This window comes from Kribbella yunnanensis (assembly GCF_039529655.1).
GTDB classification, from domain to species: domain Bacteria; phylum Actinomycetota; class Actinomycetes; order Propionibacteriales; family Kribbellaceae; genus Kribbella; species Kribbella yunnanensis.
This window is the reverse complement of sequence record NZ_BAAANF010000003.1, coordinates 196385-213648: the sequence shown is the minus strand read 5'-3', so window position 1 is coordinate 213648 and position 17264 is coordinate 196385. Positions and strand designations below refer to the sequence as shown.

The following is a 17264-nucleotide window of genomic DNA, read 5'->3' as shown; positions in this document are numbered from 1 at the left end:
ACCCCGGTTCACACCGGGGTCGCCACATTATGCCTTCGATCAGGAGATCGCCCACTGCTGGTTGCCGCCGCCGTGGCAGGTCCACAGCTGGACCTTGGCGCCGTTGCCGGTGCCGGCGCCGCTGACGTCCAGACAGCTGCCGGACTGTACGGCGGTGATGGTGCCGTTCGCGTTGAATTGCCACTGCTGGTTGGTACCGCCGGTGCATTGCGAGATCACCACCTGGCCGTTCAAGGCGGTTGCGCACCGCAGGTTGCCGCCGGCGTAGACGGTCAGCTGACCAGTCGCCGTACGGGTCCAGGTGCGGTGCGCCCCACCCGTACATCCCCAGATCTGCAGCTGGGTGCCAGGTGTGGTGCTGCTGTTGGGGACCTCCAGGCACTTGCCCGCCGCCAGCGCCAGGACGTCACCAGTGCTGGGCCGCACCGCGCGTTCGATCCCGGCCTCGGCCATCACCTGTTGAGCGGCCACCGGCCACGCGCCGCTCACCTGGACGTTGTCGCGTACGACGTTGTTGTGCGGCGGCCCAGTGGCCACATTCGTCGCACCGGTGTTGTACCAGTTGGCGGCGAACACGTTGTCGTTCGTGTTGTTGGAGTTGCTGGCGTTGGTGAAGGCGAAGACCCCACTGTCGATCACCACGTTGTTCGTCACTGAGACGTAGCGTGAGCCCTCGTCGAGATACAGCCCGACGGTACTGCGATTGTCGTAGACGAGGTTGTGGTCGATCGAGCCGCCAGGGTTGGCGGACAGGTTGTAGAGGCTTCCGCCGTCGTGCAGTGACTTCTTGGTGCCGTGGACCACGTTGTACCGGACGACGGTCTCGCGCAACGTCGTCGGTGTGGTGTAGACCGGCTGGTAGTCGTACAGACCGCGGTTGCGGTAGTCCTGGCTGCCGCCGGGGTCATTGGCGCCCCAACCCCAGCCGATGTCGATGCCGTCGTACGCGAGGTTGGAGACCTCGTTGTGCTCGATGACGACGCGGGTCCCGTACGTCGCCAGGATGCCGGCCATGTCCTTGTAGTCCTTGGCGACGTCGGTCACCAGGTTGTTCCGGACGGTGATGTCCTTGTTGACCATCGCGGGGTTGGCCGGGTGGTGCGCGTCCGGACGGACACCGCCGATCAGGATCGCGCCGCCGGACAGGTTCGTGAAGGTGTTCTGGGACACCGTGATGTTGGAGGCACCGAGGCCCACTCCGGACTGGTGCGCGGCGGCATCGTTGCCGATCCCGAGTCCGATCTGCCCGAGATGGCGGAAGGTGTTGTTGACGAAGGTGATTCCGGTGGCAGCCGAGACCTGTACGGCGGCCGGTACCTGCCCCCAGCCGTTGCGAGTGGCCTCGAACTGTCGGCAGCCCGACTGGCACGAGGTCAGGAAGTCCCCGGGCATCTGGTAGGCAGCCGGGATGAAAGCGCCGCTCTGCTGATTCGCGTACCCGATCGAGGTCCCCGGCTGCAGCCAGGTCGTGTGCTCGAAGACCATGTCCCGCATGGTGATGTCGCGGACCGGATTCGCGAGCGTCCCGCTCACCTGCACCAGTGAGGTCAAACGCGGCAGCACGATGTCGCGTCCGACCGGTGACTGACCGGGGGCCGTCTTGTAGTAGAGCCGTCCGGCCTGCGGGTCCAGATACCACTGACCGGCGGTTCTGAGGAACGAATAGGAGTTGTGCAGTGTCAGACCGCCACCCGCGAACGGGCGCGCGAGGGTGTCGTACCCCCAGTTGTTGTTGTTCCACGCAGGCTGCTGCATGGTGATGCTGGTTCCGCTGATGCTCTGCACGGGGGAGTACCGGTCGGTGAACGAGTTCAGGCTCTCCAGCTCGATCCGGTTCTGCCTGGGCAGCGTGGCGAGGTAGTTCAGTGCGGAGTTCGTGATCGTCAGCCCGCTTGCTGTGATCCGTACGTCGTTGCGCGAGATCGGGATGGATGCACGCGGTGCAAGCGTCCCGTCGACGTACAGCTGCCGCGAGTCGACGCCCTGCGGAACCGAAGCGACCCAGATGTTGGCACCTGCGTCGTACTGCGTCCAGCCGGTGACGGGTTGGCCGCCCGACAGGGACGCGCCCGGTGCGGCCTGCCAGGTCACCGTGTGGCCGTTACGCCCTGAGTCGGCGCCGCTGAGTTTCAGCGGCTCGGACAGCCGGTGTACGCCGCTCGCGAGCTCCACGACCACGTCGCTCGTGCCGGCCCGAGCGCGAACCAGCTCCTGTGCTTTCGCGAGCGTGGCGACCGGACGATCCGCGGACCCGGCATTGCGATCGTTCCCGTTGGGTGCAACAACAATCCGTACGACGGCAGTGTCGGCGGCCTGCGCGGTGAGCATCGGCGCGGGTACCGCGATCATCGCGACGATGAACACGCTGAGTCGTGGCGACATCAGGCTTTGGCCCAGCGCTGGTTGGGGTTGGTGGTGCAGGTGGCGACGTTGGCCGGGCTTCCGTTGGCGGTGCCGGCGGCCTCGAGGCACAGTCCGGTCTGCAGGTTGCTGACGGTGCCGTTGTCGTTCACGTTCCACTGCTGGTTGGCGCCGCCGTTGCAGTCCCAGATACGAGTTCGCGTGCCGGGTACGGCGTTGACGGGGGCCTCCAAGCACTTGCCGAGGACCTGCAGTGTCTGGCCGGTGCGCGCGAACTGCTGGTTGGCGTTGGCGTGGCAGTCCCAGACGAGCATCGGGGTGCCGTTGGCCGAGTTGGCGGCGTTGACGTCCAGGCAACGACCGGCGGCCTCACTGCGCAGCCGGAACGCCGTCGGGGTGGGCGTCGTGTCTCCCGTGAAGAACTTCCACACCTCGTTCTTCACCCAGCTCCGGGCGCCGCTTTCGCAGCCTGCGCAACCGTCGACCGGACCTTGCTGGTGACCTCCGTCGAAGGCGGCCCACACCACCGGATACCCGGCGCGACAGCCCGAGTAGGTGGTTGTGATGTGGGTGCGGCTGCCCGCTGCGGGTTCGCGCGGGGACTGCGGGGTGCAGCCGTTGTTCCGGACGAACCTGTCCCGGAGTCCGCGCCCGGCGCCGATGTTGTCCGAGATGCCGTGGATGCCCATGTACGCGAAGGGCTGGGTGCCACCGTTACAGCCGCTGATCCCGCCAGGTGCGGCGATCGCCGCGACCGCGCGGAAGGTCGTTGCGCGCGAACAGGCCAGTGAGTAGCTCATGGCGCCGCCGTAGCTGAAGCCCAGGGCGAAGCGCTGTGTCGTGTCGACGCAGAGGTCGGTCTCGATCCGCCGGATCATGTCATCGGTAAACGTCACGTCCTCACCACCCGAGTTACCCCAGCCGTTGTTGAGGCCCTGCGGCGCGACGAAGATCGCCGTGTTGTTCGCCAGCCGGCGCAGCCCGTAGTGGGCATAGACGTCGCCGTCGCTGCCGCCTCCGGCGACCTGCTGCATGGTGCCGCCCAGCCAGTGGAAGCCGAAGACGAGCCGGTACTGCGTGGTGTTGTTGTAGTTGTCGGGCACACTCAGGATGAAGCTGCGGTTCTTCCCACTGCTCTGGATCGTGTATGTCCCACTGCGCAGTGTCGGCGTCTTGCCACAGCCGGGGGATGCCGCGAGCGGAATCGCGGCCGAGGACGCGGGAGCCGGCCTGGCCTCTGCGGCGCCGGCTGACAAACCGGTGAAGATCAGCGCGGTGGCAGCGACGGGTACCAGCGACCGGCGTACAAGGTGGTTCTTCCTCATGATTCTCTCCTCCTGTCAGCAGGACGAATTCGTTTGGGTGAGCAGGCCCATCCGCCAAGGCAGCTTCAGATAGTCGCCACCGGCACCCGGATCCTGGCCCTGGTAGACGTACTGCAGCCGGCACGGATCGATGGTCAGCGTCTGGTCGTTGTTCGCGCGCACCAGCTCGCCGTGGCTGATGTCCTGGGTCCAGGCGCCGTTCGGGAACGCGACGTTGTTGCGGCCGGCAAATGGCTGGTTCTCCGTGGCCGCCAGCGGAGTCCAGTTGCCGGTGAGGCTGCCGGAGACGTAGGACCGGAAGTACCGCCGGCCGGAGCTGCCGATCGCCTCCTGGATCAACAGGTATTGGTTGGCCCCGGCAACCTTGTACACATTGGTTGCCTCGAACAAGTTGAACTTGGAGTCCGACAGCACGATCTGGGTGTTGCCGAACCCGTTGGGGAAGTTGGCCAAGGTGGTCTGAGCCCGGTAGATGTGGCCGTTGTCGTCGCTGAAGAACAGGAAGCAGTTCGCGGCGTCGCAGATGACCCAGAAGTCGATCCAGGTGCCGTCGCCCTTGTTCTGCCGGACGATGTCCGGCTCCTGCGCGATGAAGGTGCGCGGGGCCGACCAGGACCGCGGATCGGCGGGGTTGGTGCTGGTCGAGTACGTCGGTGGCGCGGTTTGGTAGACCAGGTACCAGAGGTTTGTCGGCGCGAAGTGGAACAGCTGCGGTGCGGCCCGATAGCCGGGCCCGATCGCGGAGGCCGTGTCCAGGTAGGTGTGCGGCGCGGCGGCCGCCTGTGACCAGTCGCCGAAGTTGAAGTTCACCAGACCCCAACCGGACGATCCCGCGGTCGTGGCGTAGATCAGCCACTGGTTGTTGTGCCGAACCACCGAGAAATCCTTGATGGAGTAGCGGTTGGGATGTTGCGCATCGGCCTTCGGACCGGCGAGCACCCCACTGGACGACCACTGGAAAGTGGACGGCAACGATCCACCAGGACTGCCCACAGCGACCAGCTGCCACTGCTGGTTCGTCCCGCCGCTGTCGGAGCGCTGCACGACCTGCGCCCCGTCGGTAGTGGAACCACTCGGGACCTCGAGAGCTTTGTTGCTGTTGCGGTTGAGCAGCCGGACCCGGCCGTCAGGGGAGTCGGCCAACCGGAACTGCTGGTTCGTCCCGTTGTGATCACTCCACTGGATGACGTTGGCGCCATCCGTGGTCGACGCGTTGGACACGTCGAGCGCCTTGCCGGAATGGCGTGCTCGCAAGCGGTAGTACCCGCCGCCGGAGTCCACGAACTGGAACTGCTGATTGGTCCCGTCGTGCCGCGCCCACTGCTGAACGCCGGCGCCGTCCGCGGTGCTCGCTCCGGAAATGTCCAATGCCTTGCCGCTCGCGCGATTCACCAGGACGTACCACGCGTTCGGATCCACAGTGGCCGCTTGCGCCGGACTCGTACCGACCACAGCCAGCAGGCCCGCAATCAGTGCTGTCGCGAGGGCGAGCGCCGTACTTCGTCTCTTGTTGTGCATCTGTTTCTCCTTCCGCTAGAGGCGCTGGAGCTGGAAGCGCTGGTTCGAGTTGCCGGTCGGGTTCCACTGCGAGACACGTGCGCCGTCTGCGGTGGATGCCGACCACACGTCCAGCGCGAGGCCGCTCTGCCGGTTGATCAGGCTGACCACCCCGTTGCCGTGGTCTGTCGGCTGCCATTGCTGACTCGTAGCGTTCGTGTCCGCCTGTTGCGTCACGTCTGCGCCGGTGTTCGAGCCCGCGACCTGCAGGACGAGACCGCTGTGGCGTGCCCTGATCCGGAAGTAGCCACCACCGGCGTCCAGGAAGTCGAACTGCTGATTGGTCCCACCGCTGGCCGACCACTGCTGCGCCAAGGCGCCGGCGGCAGTGGACGAGTTGGCGATGTCGACCGCCTTGCCACTGTGCTGCGCCACCAGCCGGTAGTTGACCCCGACCTGGATCGGGCCGCTGCCGGGAACGGCGTTCAGTGTGCTCAGTACGGCGTCGTACGCCGGCTTCTTGTTGCCGTTCCGGTCGAACAGCAACGGGTTCTCACTACCTCGCCAGGAATCGCTGTCGCGCACACCCCAGGTGGTGATGCCGGTGCACCGCAGTACGTTCAGGCAGGCCCGGACGGTGCCGGCGTACGCGTTCGGCGATGCTTGGGCGATGTCGAGTTCGGTCAGTTGTACGTCGACCCCGAGCGCAGCAAGGCTGGAGAGCGTGGTCTGGAAGTTGGCTGGCGCGCCACCACTTCCGAAGTGTGCCTGGAGGCCGACACAGTCGATCGGTACGCCACGGGATTTGAAGTCGCGGACCAGGCGGTAGACGCCTTGGGTCTTGGCCGCGTTCCAGTCCTCGATGTTGTAGTCGTTGTAGCAGAGCTTGGCGGTGGGGTCCGCGGCCCGGGCGGTCCGGAACGCCTCTTCGATGAAGCCCATGCCGAGGACGTCGCGGAACACCGACGACCGGAGCTGACCGCTGTTGCCGTCGGCAAACGCTTCGTTCACGACGTCCCACGAATGGATCTGGCCGCGGTACCTGCTCGCCACCGTGGTGATGTGGTTGTTCATCACGCTGCGCAGGGTGTTCGCGTCCCGGATCCCGCTGACCCAGCCGGGCAGTTGCGAGTGCCAGACCAGGGTGTGTCCGCGGAGCAGTTTGTTCTGCGAACGCGCGTGGTTGGCGATCCGGTCGGCCGATCCGAAGGTGAAGTTGTTCCGCGAGGGCTCGGTGGCGTCCCACTTCATCTCGTTCTCGGCGGTGATCGAGCCGAACTCGCGATTGAGGATCGTCGTGTACTGCGTATCACCGAGCTTGCCCGCGGAGACGGCGGCGCCGAAGTAGCGCCCGGACTGGGCCGCTGCCGCTCCCAGTGTGGTGGCGGCTGCGTCGGCGGCGATCGCGGGCGGGATGGTCAGTGCGCTGATGGTTGTGAGCAGTACCAGCGCACTGCGAAGTAGTTTCCGGACGGATAAGGGCTGCGGGGACATGCGTCCTCCTTCGTGCTGAAGGCATGGGATTGCTCCGCAGCAGGAAGGCCGGCACCAGGGTGCGGTGAACCATGAGGACTCCCGGGGCGGAGGGGTCGAAGCGGTTCGATTAGTCGCAGACCGTACGCCTCCCGCTGCGCGGTGCGCAATGCTTCGGTCTTATCGAGGCGAGATTCGAAAAATGTTTCGGTCCCATCAGTCCCGTAGATGTTCGGTTCTGAACGTTGTTGCCCACCTTTGATCGCCGGGTGGACAGGTTTTACCGCCGCGCATCATATTTCGGGAAACAATGCGCTCGACCAGGCTCAGAGAGGCGAGAACATGTTCCCAAGACCGATCCTGCTGGTGGTGATGGCGCTGTGCAGTTTGGCCGGCGTCGCCGTCACCTCAGCACCCGCCCAGGCCGCCACCAGTCAGTTCCGCGGCATGAACTGGGCCGTGCTGGGCGACAACTTCAGCAAGAATCCGCTGGTCATCGCGGGCCTGAGTCAGACCGACAGCAACGCGACCGTGCGGGCCAAGGCCAATGCCCTGTACGACGACATGGCGGCCGTCGGCGTGAACACCGTGCGGCTGCCGATCAACACCCACACGGTCGGAACCGCCTGGTGGGAGAACTACCGGGGTGCCGTCGACGCCGCCACCGCTCGCGGGTTCAAGGTCATCCTCGCGTACTGGGAGGACGGTGCCGCCTCCGGTGGCAAGATCACGAACCTCGCTGCCTGGAACACGATGTGGTCCCGCGTCACCAACACCTACGGCGCCAACCCGAACGTCTACTTCGAACCGATGAACGAACCGCACGGCTACAGCTCGGCGGACTGGCGCAACGTCGCGGCCAACTGGCTCAGCTATCACTACTCGGCAGTGCCCAGCCGGGTGCTCATCGGCGGTACCGGCTACAGCCAGGACCTCCGCGACATCTGCACCGACAGCCGCTTCAACGGCACGCTACTGTCGTTCCACTACTACGCCTTCTTCTACGGCCCGATGACGTACGACGGCTTCCGCAACCACGCGCAGACCCGGCTCGGGAACTGCGGCTCCCGGGCCGTCCTGACCGAGTACGGCGCTCCGATGTCGAACGGACTCAACTACGCCGACGCGGGCAGCACCGACAACTTCGTGCGCTACGTGCGCGCGATCACGCAGGTCATGCGGGACAACCAGATGGGCGGGACCTACTGGCCCGCGCTCGGCGGGAAGCGCACCAACGGCGGGGCATTCGACTGGTACTCGATGTTCGCCCTCAGCGGCAGCGGGACCAACCTCGATCTCACCGTCCGCAATGCGTCCGGTCGCGATCGGATCCGCTACGGTTGGGGCCTGTGAAGCAGGTCGAATTCCGGTCCGGTATTGCTATTCATTCGGGGTACTGAATTGCCCGGGCGGATCAATGCGATTGATTGCCTAACGCATTGGTCCGCCCACTACCGGAGCGTCCGCGCCGATGGATGTGTCGAACTCATTCCTCGCTAGACGGCGGTGAAGTACCAGCGTTGGCAGGAGCCGCCGTGGAAGGGCCAGATGATGACGTCGGCGCCTCGGGCGGCGGAGCAGCCGGCCACGTCGAGGGACTTGCCGGAGCCGGTGCCGATGATCTTGTAGGCGCCGCCGATGATCGGTTCGATGGTCCAGGTCTGGCAGTCGGCGCCGCTGTCGTCGAAGAGTTCGACGGGGGTGACGTCGGCGGTGGAGCAGCCGGTGACGTTGAGGGCCTTACCGGTGTTGCCGTCGAGGATCTTGAAGGTGTTACCGGTCGTGCGGACGATGTGCCATTGCTGGCAAGGGCTGGTCAGGATGCGGTCCCACATCCGGATGTTCGCGCCGTTCTGGGACTGGCAGTCCTGGACGTCGAGGTCGAAGCCGCCGACCTCGGCCTTGATCCGGTAGACGCCGTCCTCCATCGGGGGCGGCGGGTTGCCGGCGACATCGAGGAAGTTGCTGTCGATGTTGATGGTGACGCCACCCCAGGTCTCGTTGTGGTCGCCCTTGTACTGGTGGAGGCGCTGGTGGTTCACCCAGAGGCCGGCCGGGATGTACTGACCGCCGTTGGTGTCGGCGGCGCCGTTCCACCACGCGAACCAGAGGTGGTCGGGCATCAGCCAGCGGCTGTCACCGGCGGAGTTGGCCAGGTCGCGGCCGCCGGAGCCTGCGCTGCTGTACACGCCGCTGAGGTAGCCGCGGGCGTGCAGCGTCTCAGTCCAGCCGGTGACGTAGGACATGATCGCGTCGCGGCAGGCGACGTTGCCGGTCGGGTACGCCTCGATGTCCGAGTAGAGAGCGCTCCCCGGGCCGATCCCGAGCGCGCTCGCCGCGTCGGCCGAGACGTTCGCCGAGCTCGAGCCCTGGGAGCGGGCGGTGGCCAGATCGAAGGACATCTTCGGGTTCCGGCTGCCGCAGGCGGCCTGGTAGCCCACGTCGATCGGGATGAACGACCAGCCGTTGGCGGCGTTCGACGCGACCCACGAGGCGGTCAGGTTGGCCTGGGTGCAGGAGCGTGACGAGCCGCTGATGTAGATGCCGACGGCCTTGAACGGCGAGGACTTCCAGGCGTTCATGGCGCCCAGCGACGGTGCCGTGCATTGGTCGAACGCCTGCTGGTTGATCATGGTGCCGGGGGCAACAATCGACGCGGCCGGTGCCATCGCGGCCTGGTGAGGGCGGACCATGGCTGTCGCGTCGGCCTTGGAGGTGACACGTCCCCGGCCGAGGATCTGCCGGACGGACGATTCCTCACCAGCGCCGTGGATCGCGGTGACCAGGACACCGGCGTCCTCGACACCGACCTGGATCTGGTTGTCGGCCGACGGCGCCGCAGCGGCCGCCGTACTGGCTGAGGTTGCTACGGCGGCAGCGCGGGGAGCGGCGCCGGAGAGCGGTTCCAGGATCAGGCCGGCCGTGCGCCCGGCCAGGTGGGCCGGGCAGTTCTGCTGTTCGGCGGGCCGGCCGAGATAGACGGCTGGTCGGTCGAAGCGGACACAGGCCGACGGGTCCTTGGACAGGTCGACGACCTGCCACGACTTCGGTACGGCGACCTGGTACCCGTGATAGCTGATGGTCCGTTCGTCCGGTGCGGCCTGAGCCGGTCCGACGGCGGTGGCTGCGGTGAGTAGCAGCGCGGCACCGGTGAGTAGGGTGAGAGGACGGTACATGAGCACTTCCTCGGGGGCGGAGGCGGAGTCGGTATCCCAGTGGACTGCTTCTCCGGTGTCGAGCTCAAGCCTTTCGACCTAGGTGTTACATCGATGCAGGGGAGCGGATATGGCAACGAGTCCCGAAGCGGCCGGCTGGCGGCGTGCGCCGTTCACCGGAGCCGGGCAGACCTACGACTGCTTCGAGAAGGGTGAAGGCCCGGGAATCGTGGTGATCCCGGAGATCCCCGGCCTGACCCCGGAGGTCCTCGGGTACGCCGAACATCTCGTCAGCGAGGGTTTCACCGTGGTGATCGCCTCACCCTTCGGTACGCCGGGAAAGTCGGAGAGCGCTCTCTATGTTCTCGGAACGCTCTCCCGGCTGTGTGTGTCGAAGGAGTTCCGGGCCTTCGCGGCCGACGCGGAACGACCGATCACGCAGTTCCTGAGAGCGGTTGCCGCCGATCTCGCGGCCCGGACCCCCGGCCGGGGAGTGGGCGTGATCGGCATGTGCTTCACCGGCGGCTTCGGCCTCGCCACCGCGGTCGACGATGTCGTGCGGGCGCCGGTGCTGAGTCAGCCGTCGGTCCCGTTGCCGCTGACGGCCAAGCTACGCCGCGACCCGGGGCTGTCCCGGCGCGAGCTCGACGTGGTCAAGGAGCGCACCCGTACGGACGGGTTGTGCGTGCTCGGTCTGCGGTTCAGCAAGGACCCGATGGCGCCGGCTGATCGGTTCACCACGCTGCGGGCCGAGCTGGGCGATGCCTTCGAGGTCATCGAGCTCGACTCCGGTCCCGGCAACTCCGAGGGCTACGGCAAGTCCGCGCACTCCGTGCTCACCCGCGAGATCAAGGAGAACCCGCCGAACTCGGCCTTCCACGCCCGCGCCCGCACGGTCGAGTTCTTCCGCGAGCGATTGATCTCACACGCGCAGTCACCGGACTGACAGGTCTCACTAACGCTGCGTGCGGAAATGTTAAAGCAGCGTTGAGGAATTCCCTGGCTGTGATTGTTCAGGCCGTGGACGGGGCACCAACAAGGGCCTGGGGCCACCGTTTTCGTTGCGGTGCGCAAAGGAGGAAGAGCGGTGGGTGACGCCCGCCGATTTCCTCTGGTTGAAGCGACGATGACGTGGGACGATCGGCCCCGGTGCCCATCACGGGTCACTGTTCGGGGCACTACCAGGGGGCGGGCATGGCGCGAGCCAGGCACTTGACGAGTGAGGCTGTATGAACGGGCGGGCAGCACAGGACAGCCGGGTTCCGGCGGACGAGGCCAACGGTATGAAGGACCAGGCCAACGGCAAGAAGGAGCACGCCGCCGGGAAGAACGGCAAGGACACCAACGGTCACGCGGCGGCGAACGGCAAGGCGAGCGCGGCGAAGACCGACGTACCGGTCACCGAGGCGCACTGGTCGGAGCGGCCGATCGGGCGGGTCGACGTTCCGCCGCTGGGCGAGTTCAGTACGCCGGTCCGGGTCGACGAGATCGCGGTTGCCGCGATGGCGCTGTCGGAGAACCTCGACGCCGCGACCCGCGGAATGCCGGAATCCGTTGCCCTGCGTGAGTTTCGTCGCGAGCTCGACCAAGCGGCAAGCACGTTCCGCACCCTGGCCGGCAAGCTCCAGGCGACCGCCGGAAGCCTGGTCAGGCTGGCTGCCAACGATGGCGAGAGCTGTGGTGTGGGCTGGGGCGTCTGCCCGGATCACGGCCTCACCCTGATGAACGTCGGTGAGACCGTCAGTTGCCACATCCTTGGTTGCAACCAGCCGAACGAAGGCGCTGTCGAGCGCTGTGAGCATCCAGTCGCCTACCGCGTGGTCGATGCCGCGGGCCCGGCGCTGCACACTTGCGCCGGGCACGCGATCGCCTGCCGCCTCTACCTGGAGAACCCCGTCATCACCGCGGCCGGCGACAGCCTTGAGCTGTTCTAGGTGATCCGCACCGACGTCAACTGGTCGTTGGCGTTCGGTGACAGCGTGGTGAAGTTCGGTGTATCGGCGGTCCGGACCCAGGTCTGGCCGCCGAAGTTGTCTTCGGCGTAGATCGTCACGGTCCAGCCCGCCGGAACCTTCACCGACGACGCCCAGTTGTCCTGCACCCCGGCGGCCACCAGTTGAGCCCGGGTGTAGTTGCCCTTAGCAAGGACTGCGCCGGCGACGCCGAGATAGTCCACGTGTTCGTAGAAGATCACACCGCTCCCGCCCTGGGCCGGCCACGGCACGGTCGGGCGGGTTGGCGTCAACGGGGACTGGCCTTTGAACATCCGCCCGCCGTCGTTGGTCAACCGCAGGTAGTAGTCCGACGTGCACGCCGTACCGTCCTCGTCGAGCGCCCGGATCTGGGATCCGGAGGGAACCCAGGAAGCGCTCTCTGCGGTCTTCGCGATCTGGTTGCCCTCGTTGTACTCGTCGAACATCGAGATGTAGAGACCCTGAACGCCGACCCGCTTGAGGTTGTAGAACTGCCGCCACATCAGGTCGCCGTGCCGCCGGTGACCCGACGACAGGTCGCCCGGGATCACGCACGGCTGATAGTCGATCCCGTGCGCGTCGCAGTCGGCCTGATCCTGCTGATTCACGTTGTTGTAGTAGTGATCCGCGCCCGCGACGTCGCTGATCCGCCCGACCATCCAGGGCGAGAGCATGTTGAAGGCGTGGTACACCTCGAGGTAGCCCGGTCGCGAATCCTCGTTACCTGGCCGCCAGTGCGTCGGTACGCCGCCGATCACGTAGCAGCCCTGGCCTTTGAACCAGTTCACGACATCCAGGCAGACCGACGCCGGCCAGGCCTTGTTGGCCTCGTTGAATCCGAAGCCCCAGATGCACACGACCGGTTTGCCGTTCTGGAAGGCGTACGCCGATGACGACGTGTACGCACGCATCTTGTTGATCCAGTCGGTCTTCATCTCCGACTGCATGTTCGTCCAGTCGGTCGCGTCGTACATGATGTAGAACTTGCGCCCGTACTGTTCCGCGGCCTGGCGCACCTTCGCCGCCATCGCGTCCCGGGTCGGTCCTTCACCACCGGTCGGGTTGAACCGCTGTAGCGCGGCCGTGTCGCAGCCGTTCTGCTGCATCCATTGGAAGTGCGTGTTCACGGTCTGCTGGTCGTACGACGAGAACAGCCGCGCGGGCTGTCCGTTGCCGAGATTCGCGTACGCCGTCTGGTACGTCGCGCTGTAGTCGCGCATGTCCGGCCAGCTCACGATCGCGGTGTTGCTGGGGGAGGGCGGCTGGCCCCAGTTGCGGCTCCAGTGCCACCAGCCGTTGATCGGCGCTCCGTCACCGGGGCAAGCGAACCAGCCCTGGTATCCGACGGTCACCTTGCCGACGACGTCACCTGGCGGGCTGGCCGCATAACTGAGCTGTGGAAGGGATCCGGCTGCCGCAGTGGCGGCGGCCGAAGCGAGCACGGTACGACGAGAGAGCTTCATTGGGCGGTCTCCTGGGGGCGGGAGCGGGGGTCGGAGGGCGTGCTGAAAATTGTGAACAGGGTGTTGCAAGAAATCGATCGTGACAACCCCTTGACGCCAAACTGGCGGAAACTTAGTTTGTTGGCTCAACAGACAAAGTCTGTGATGGGGCTCACAGGGTAGGGGGTGGTGGCATGACACTGACGCACGGGCGCCGTCCCGGAGATCGCGCCGTTGCCGCCGACCACGTCGCCCTGCGCCGCAACAACCTGTCGGTCGTCCTGCGCCACGTCCGCGAATCCGGCCCGAAGTCGCGCGCCCGGATCGCCGCCGACACCGGCCTGAACAAGGCGACGGTGAGCAGCCTGGTCGCCGAGCTCGTCGAGCGCGGCCTGCTCCGCGAAGGCTCCGCCGACTCCACCCGCGCCCTCGGTCGCCCCGGCCAACTGGTCGAGCTCGACGGCAGCGGCGTCTGCGGCGTCGGCGCCGAGATCAACGTCGACTATCTCGCCGTCACCGCCCTCGATCTCGCCGGAGAGAGCGTTCTCGAGCGTCGCGTTCCCGTGGATGTCGCCCACCTCGACCCCGGTACGACGCTCGATCGCCTGGCCGACCTGATTCGCGAGGTGCTGGCCGCCGTGGAAGCGCGCTCCGGCCAACTCGCCGGCGTCACCCTCGCAGTCCCCGGTCTGGTCCGCGGCGACACCGGCACCCTGAGTCTCGCGCCGAACCTTGGCTGGGGCGAACTCGAGGTCGCTGCGGAAATGCGGTCCCGGCTCGGCGAACCGTCGTACTCCCTGCTGATCGACAACGAGGCGAATCTCGCTGCACTCGCGGCGTACTCGGAGTTGCGCAAGGATGGAGCGGTGCAGGATCTCGTGCTGCTGACCGGTGCTGTCGGTGTCGGTGGCGGCGTCGTGTCCAACGGGCACCTCCTGCGCGGCGGCCGCGGCTACAGCGGCGAGGTCGGGCACATGCCGGTCGCGCCGGACGGACGGACCTGCGGCTGCGGCCGGACGGGTTGCTGGGAGACCGTGGTCGGACTGAGCGCTTTGTTGCACAAGGCAACCGATGCCGACGACCCGGTCCGGAACCCGACGCTGGACGTCGAGCAGCGACTGGCCGCGATCACTCAGCGCGCCGATGACGGCGACCCGCGCACGCTGGCCGCGCTGCAGGACGTCGGCGCCTGGCTGGGCATCGGGGGAGCGATCCTGGTGAACATCCTGAACCCGGACGTCCTCGTGCTCGGCGGATATTTCGCAGCTCTCGGCCCATGGCTCAAGGAGCCGCTCGAACAAGCCATTCGCGATCGGGTGATCGCGCCGGACGGCGGCGGTTGCCGCGTGGTCCGCTCCGAGCTCGGTTTCGCTGCTGCCGTTCGCGGCGGCGCGCAGATCGCGCTCGACCAAGTCTTCGTCGACCCCACCACGATCGGCCGCACGGAACAGGGAGTCGCACCATGAGTCCAGAGAACGGAGGCGTGATCACCGAGAGCGCTCTCCTCACCATGACCGGGATCGTCAAGGAGTTCCCGGGCGTCCGGGCCCTCGACGGGGTCGACCTGGATGTCCGCGCCGGGGAGGTGCACTGCCTGCTCGGTCAGAACGGCGCCGGCAAGTCCACCCTGATCCGGGTGCTGACCGGGGCACACCAGCCCGACGCCGGCACGATCCGGATCAACGGCGACGAGGTGCAGCTGAACAGCCCGACGGCCTCGATCCAGCGCGGGATCGCCGCGATCTACCAGGAACTCGACCTGGTCCCCGGTCTGTCCGTGGCCGAGAACATCTTCCTCGGCCACGAGCCGGCCCGCTTCGGCTTCAGCCGCCGCCACGAAGCCTCCGCCCGCGCTCGCGAGATCCTGCAGGGTCTCGGGCACGGCGAGATCCCGGTACGGCGGGAGGTCGGCGCGCTCCCGGCGGCCGGTCAGCAGGTCGTGAGCATGGCGAGAGCGCTCTCCAGAGATGCCCGCCTGATCGTGATGGACGAGCCTTCCGCCGTACTGGATCCCGAAGAGGTCTCGAACCTGTTCCGCGTGATCCGCGGCCTGACCGCTCGCGGTGTGGCCGTCGTCTACATCTCGCACCGGCTGGAAGAGATCCGCGAGATCGGCGACCGGGTCACCGTTCTCAAGGACGGCGCCACCGTCGCCACCGGCCTCGACGCGCGAGAGACACCGACCAAGGAGCTGATCCGGTTGATGACCGGACGCTCGATCGAATACGTCTTTCCGCCCCGCGCCGAGATCCCGACGACCGCCCCGGTCGTTCTCGAGGTCACCGACCTGTCCCGCCCGGGAGAGTTCGCCGGGATCAACTTCAGCGTCCGCGCCGGTGAGATCCTCGGCTTCGCCGGCCTCGTCGGCTCCGGCCGCTCCGAAGTCCTCGAGACCGTGTACGGCGCGCGTCGGCCCGCGACCGGATCAGTCCGCGTCGACGGCACCGAGTTGCGCGGCGGCTGGGTGCAGTCCGCCGTGAAGGCGGGTGTCGGCCTGGCACCGGAGGAGCGCAAGAGTCAGGCGCTGCTCCTGGACGAGGCCGTCTACAAGAACATCACCGTGTCGACCATGCAGCGCTTCGCCAGTGGCGGGTTCCTGAACAACCACGCCGAGCGCGCTGCCGCAACTCAGCTCGCCGAGTCGCTCGACGTCCGGCCGCCCGGCGTCGATCAGCCGGTGCGCAACCTGTCCGGCGGCAACCAGCAAAAGGTTGTGCTGGCTCGCTGGCTGCTGCGAGAGTGCCGAGTGCTCCTGCTCGACGAGCCCACCCGGGGCGTCGACGTCGGCGCTCGGTCCGAGATTTACGCCCTGGTCCGTAAGTTGGCCGCCAGTGGCGTAGCGATCGTGCTGGTCTCCAGCGAGGTCGAAGAAGTCCTCGGTCTGTCCGACCGGGTCGTCGTACTGCGGGAGGGGCGAGCCGTCCACACGGGGCCCGCGCAAGAGATTGACGAACACCGAGTCCTCGACCTGGTGATGGAGGGAAGTTCAGTGTGAGTGAGGCACCTTCGGACACAACAGCTTCGACTCAGGCGACGGTCGCCCCGCCGACAGCCCAACGATCGAGCGGTCTGCTGAGCACTGGAATCGGCCGGAACCTCGGTCTGGTGGTAGCCCTGGTCGTGCTCTGCATCGTCGGGGTGGCGACGTCGGGTGACACCTTCGCGACCGGACCCAACGTGCTGACGATCCTGCGGCTGGCCGCGGTGATCGGGGTGGTCAGCATCGGCATGACGTTCGTCATCACCGGTGGCGGTATCGACCTGTCGGTCGGTGCGATGGTCGCGCTGTCCTCGGTGTGGGCGACCACGCTGGCGACCCAGCAACTGGCGACGGACTACCACTGGATCTTCATGGTCTCGACGGCACTCCTGGTAGGTGCCGCCTGTGGACTCGTGAACGGTCTGCTGATCGCCTACGGCAAGATCGTCCCGTTCATCGCGACGCTGGCGATGCTGGCGGCGGCGCGTGGTCTGGCCGAGATCATCTCGGACCGCCGGACGCAGATCATCAGCGACAACTCGTTCGTGGACTTCTTCGGCGGTTCGCTGATCGGCGTACCGGTGCTGGTCTGGATCTTCCTGCTGGTCGCCGCGGCCGGGTGGGTGGTGCTCAACCGCACCACGTTCGGCCGCCGTACCTTCGCCGTCGGTGGGAACGCCGAAGCCGCCCGCCTGGCCGGTATCAAGGTCCAGCGGCACACGGTGGCGCTGTACGTGCTGGCCGGCCTGTGCTGCGGGATCGCCGCGGTGATGCTGATGGCCCGGACGAACACGGGGAGCTCGACCCACGGTCAGTTGTACGAACTCGACGCGATCGCGGCGGTGGTGATCGGCGGCACGCTGCTGTCCGGCGGCCGCGGCACGATCGTCGGCACGGTGTTCGGCGTACTGATCTTCACCACCCTCAACAACGTCTTCACCCTCAACAACCTGAGCATCTCCGCCCAGTCGGTGGCGAAGGGCGTGATCATCGTGATCGCGGTTCTTCTCCAGCAGCGGCTCGCCAGACGCACCACCAGTTCATAGCCAAGGAGACAA

General features: G+C 66.7%; 12 protein-coding genes. 6 read left to right on the top strand and 6 right to left on the bottom strand.

Translation table 11 applies throughout. The features are described from left to right. Window positions 1-39 precede the first annotated feature (39 nt). Genes ABD231_RS05705 through ABD231_RS05690 form a run of 4 tightly spaced genes read right to left on the bottom strand, consistent with a single transcriptional unit; the run spans window position 40 to window position 6677 of the window. On the bottom strand, window positions 40-2382 hold the full coding sequence (locus tag ABD231_RS05705; protein WP_344146073.1) for a ricin-type beta-trefoil lectin domain protein: 2343 nt from the start codon (window positions 2380-2382) through the stop codon (window positions 40-42). Next, on the bottom strand, window positions 2382-3686 hold the full coding sequence (locus ABD231_RS05700) for a ricin-type beta-trefoil lectin domain protein (RefSeq protein ID WP_344146070.1): 1305 nt from the start codon (window positions 3684-3686) through the stop codon (window positions 2382-2384). Before ABD231_RS05700 ends, ABD231_RS05705 begins: the two co-directional genes overlap by 1 nt. A 15-nt stretch (window positions 3687-3701) precedes the next feature. Beyond that, window positions 3702-5204 (bottom strand): non-reducing end alpha-L-arabinofuranosidase family hydrolase, encoded by a 1503-nt coding sequence (locus ABD231_RS05695; protein ID WP_344146067.1) that lies wholly within the window; start codon window positions 5202-5204, stop codon window positions 3702-3704. Window positions 5205-5219: 15 nt separating this feature from the next. Further along, window positions 5220-6677: a glycoside hydrolase family 10 protein gene (locus ABD231_RS05690; protein WP_344146064.1), complete on the bottom strand. Its 1458-nt coding sequence runs from the start codon at window positions 6675-6677 to the stop codon at window positions 5220-5222. A 321-nt stretch (window positions 6678-6998) separates the two neighbouring features. On the opposite strand from ABD231_RS05690, the gene ABD231_RS05685 reads away from it, so the two are divergent. Then, window positions 6999-8009, top strand: a complete 1011-nt coding sequence (locus tag ABD231_RS05685) for a glycoside hydrolase family 5 protein (RefSeq protein ID WP_344146061.1) — start codon at window positions 6999-7001, stop codon at window positions 8007-8009. 143 nt (window positions 8010-8152) lie between these two features. On the opposite strand, the gene ABD231_RS05680 is transcribed toward ABD231_RS05685, so the two are convergent. Next, window positions 8153-9832 (bottom strand): glycoside hydrolase domain-containing protein, encoded by a 1680-nt coding sequence (locus ABD231_RS05680; protein WP_344146058.1) that lies wholly within the window; start codon window positions 9830-9832, stop codon window positions 8153-8155. 109 nt (window positions 9833-9941) lie between these two features. Here ABD231_RS05680 and ABD231_RS05675 point away from each other — a divergent pair, with 109 nt between their 5' ends. Together ABD231_RS05675 and ABD231_RS05670 are read left to right on the top strand one after the other, a co-directional pair. After that, window positions 9942-10757, top strand: a complete 816-nt coding sequence (locus ABD231_RS05675) for a dienelactone hydrolase family protein (RefSeq protein ID WP_344146055.1) — start codon at window positions 9942-9944, stop codon at window positions 10755-10757. A 283-nt stretch (window positions 10758-11040) separates the two neighbouring features. Next, window positions 11041-11745, top strand: a complete 705-nt coding sequence (locus tag ABD231_RS05670) for a hypothetical protein (RefSeq protein WP_344146052.1) — start codon at window positions 11041-11043, stop codon at window positions 11743-11745. Here ABD231_RS05670 and ABD231_RS05665 read toward each other — a convergent pair. Continuing rightward, window positions 11742-13247 carry a glycoside hydrolase family 99 protein gene (locus ABD231_RS05665; protein ID WP_344146049.1) on the bottom strand — a complete coding sequence of 502 codons (1506 nt, stop codon included), beginning with the start codon at window positions 13245-13247 and terminating at the stop codon, window positions 11742-11744. The two genes, ABD231_RS05670 and ABD231_RS05665, sit on opposite strands and share 4 nt — an antisense overlap. Before the next feature lie 173 nt (window positions 13248-13420). Between ABD231_RS05665 and ABD231_RS05660 the strand changes: the two genes are divergently transcribed. From ABD231_RS05660 to ABD231_RS05650, 3 genes are read left to right on the top strand one after another with little or no spacing between them, the layout of a single operon-like run. Next, window positions 13421-14692, top strand: coding sequence for an ROK family transcriptional regulator (locus ABD231_RS05660; protein WP_344146046.1), 1272 nt, complete (start codon window positions 13421-13423; stop codon window positions 14690-14692). Next, window positions 14689-16221, top strand: coding sequence for a sugar ABC transporter ATP-binding protein (locus ABD231_RS05655; protein WP_344146044.1), 1533 nt, complete (start codon window positions 14689-14691; stop codon window positions 16219-16221). The genes ABD231_RS05660 and ABD231_RS05655 overlap by 4 nt, the downstream gene beginning before the upstream one ends. Next, window positions 16218-17252, top strand: coding sequence for an ABC transporter permease (locus ABD231_RS05650; RefSeq protein ID WP_344146041.1), 1035 nt, complete (start codon window positions 16218-16220; stop codon window positions 17250-17252). The genes ABD231_RS05655 and ABD231_RS05650 overlap by 4 nt, the downstream gene beginning before the upstream one ends. Window positions 17253-17264 lie beyond the last annotated feature (12 nt).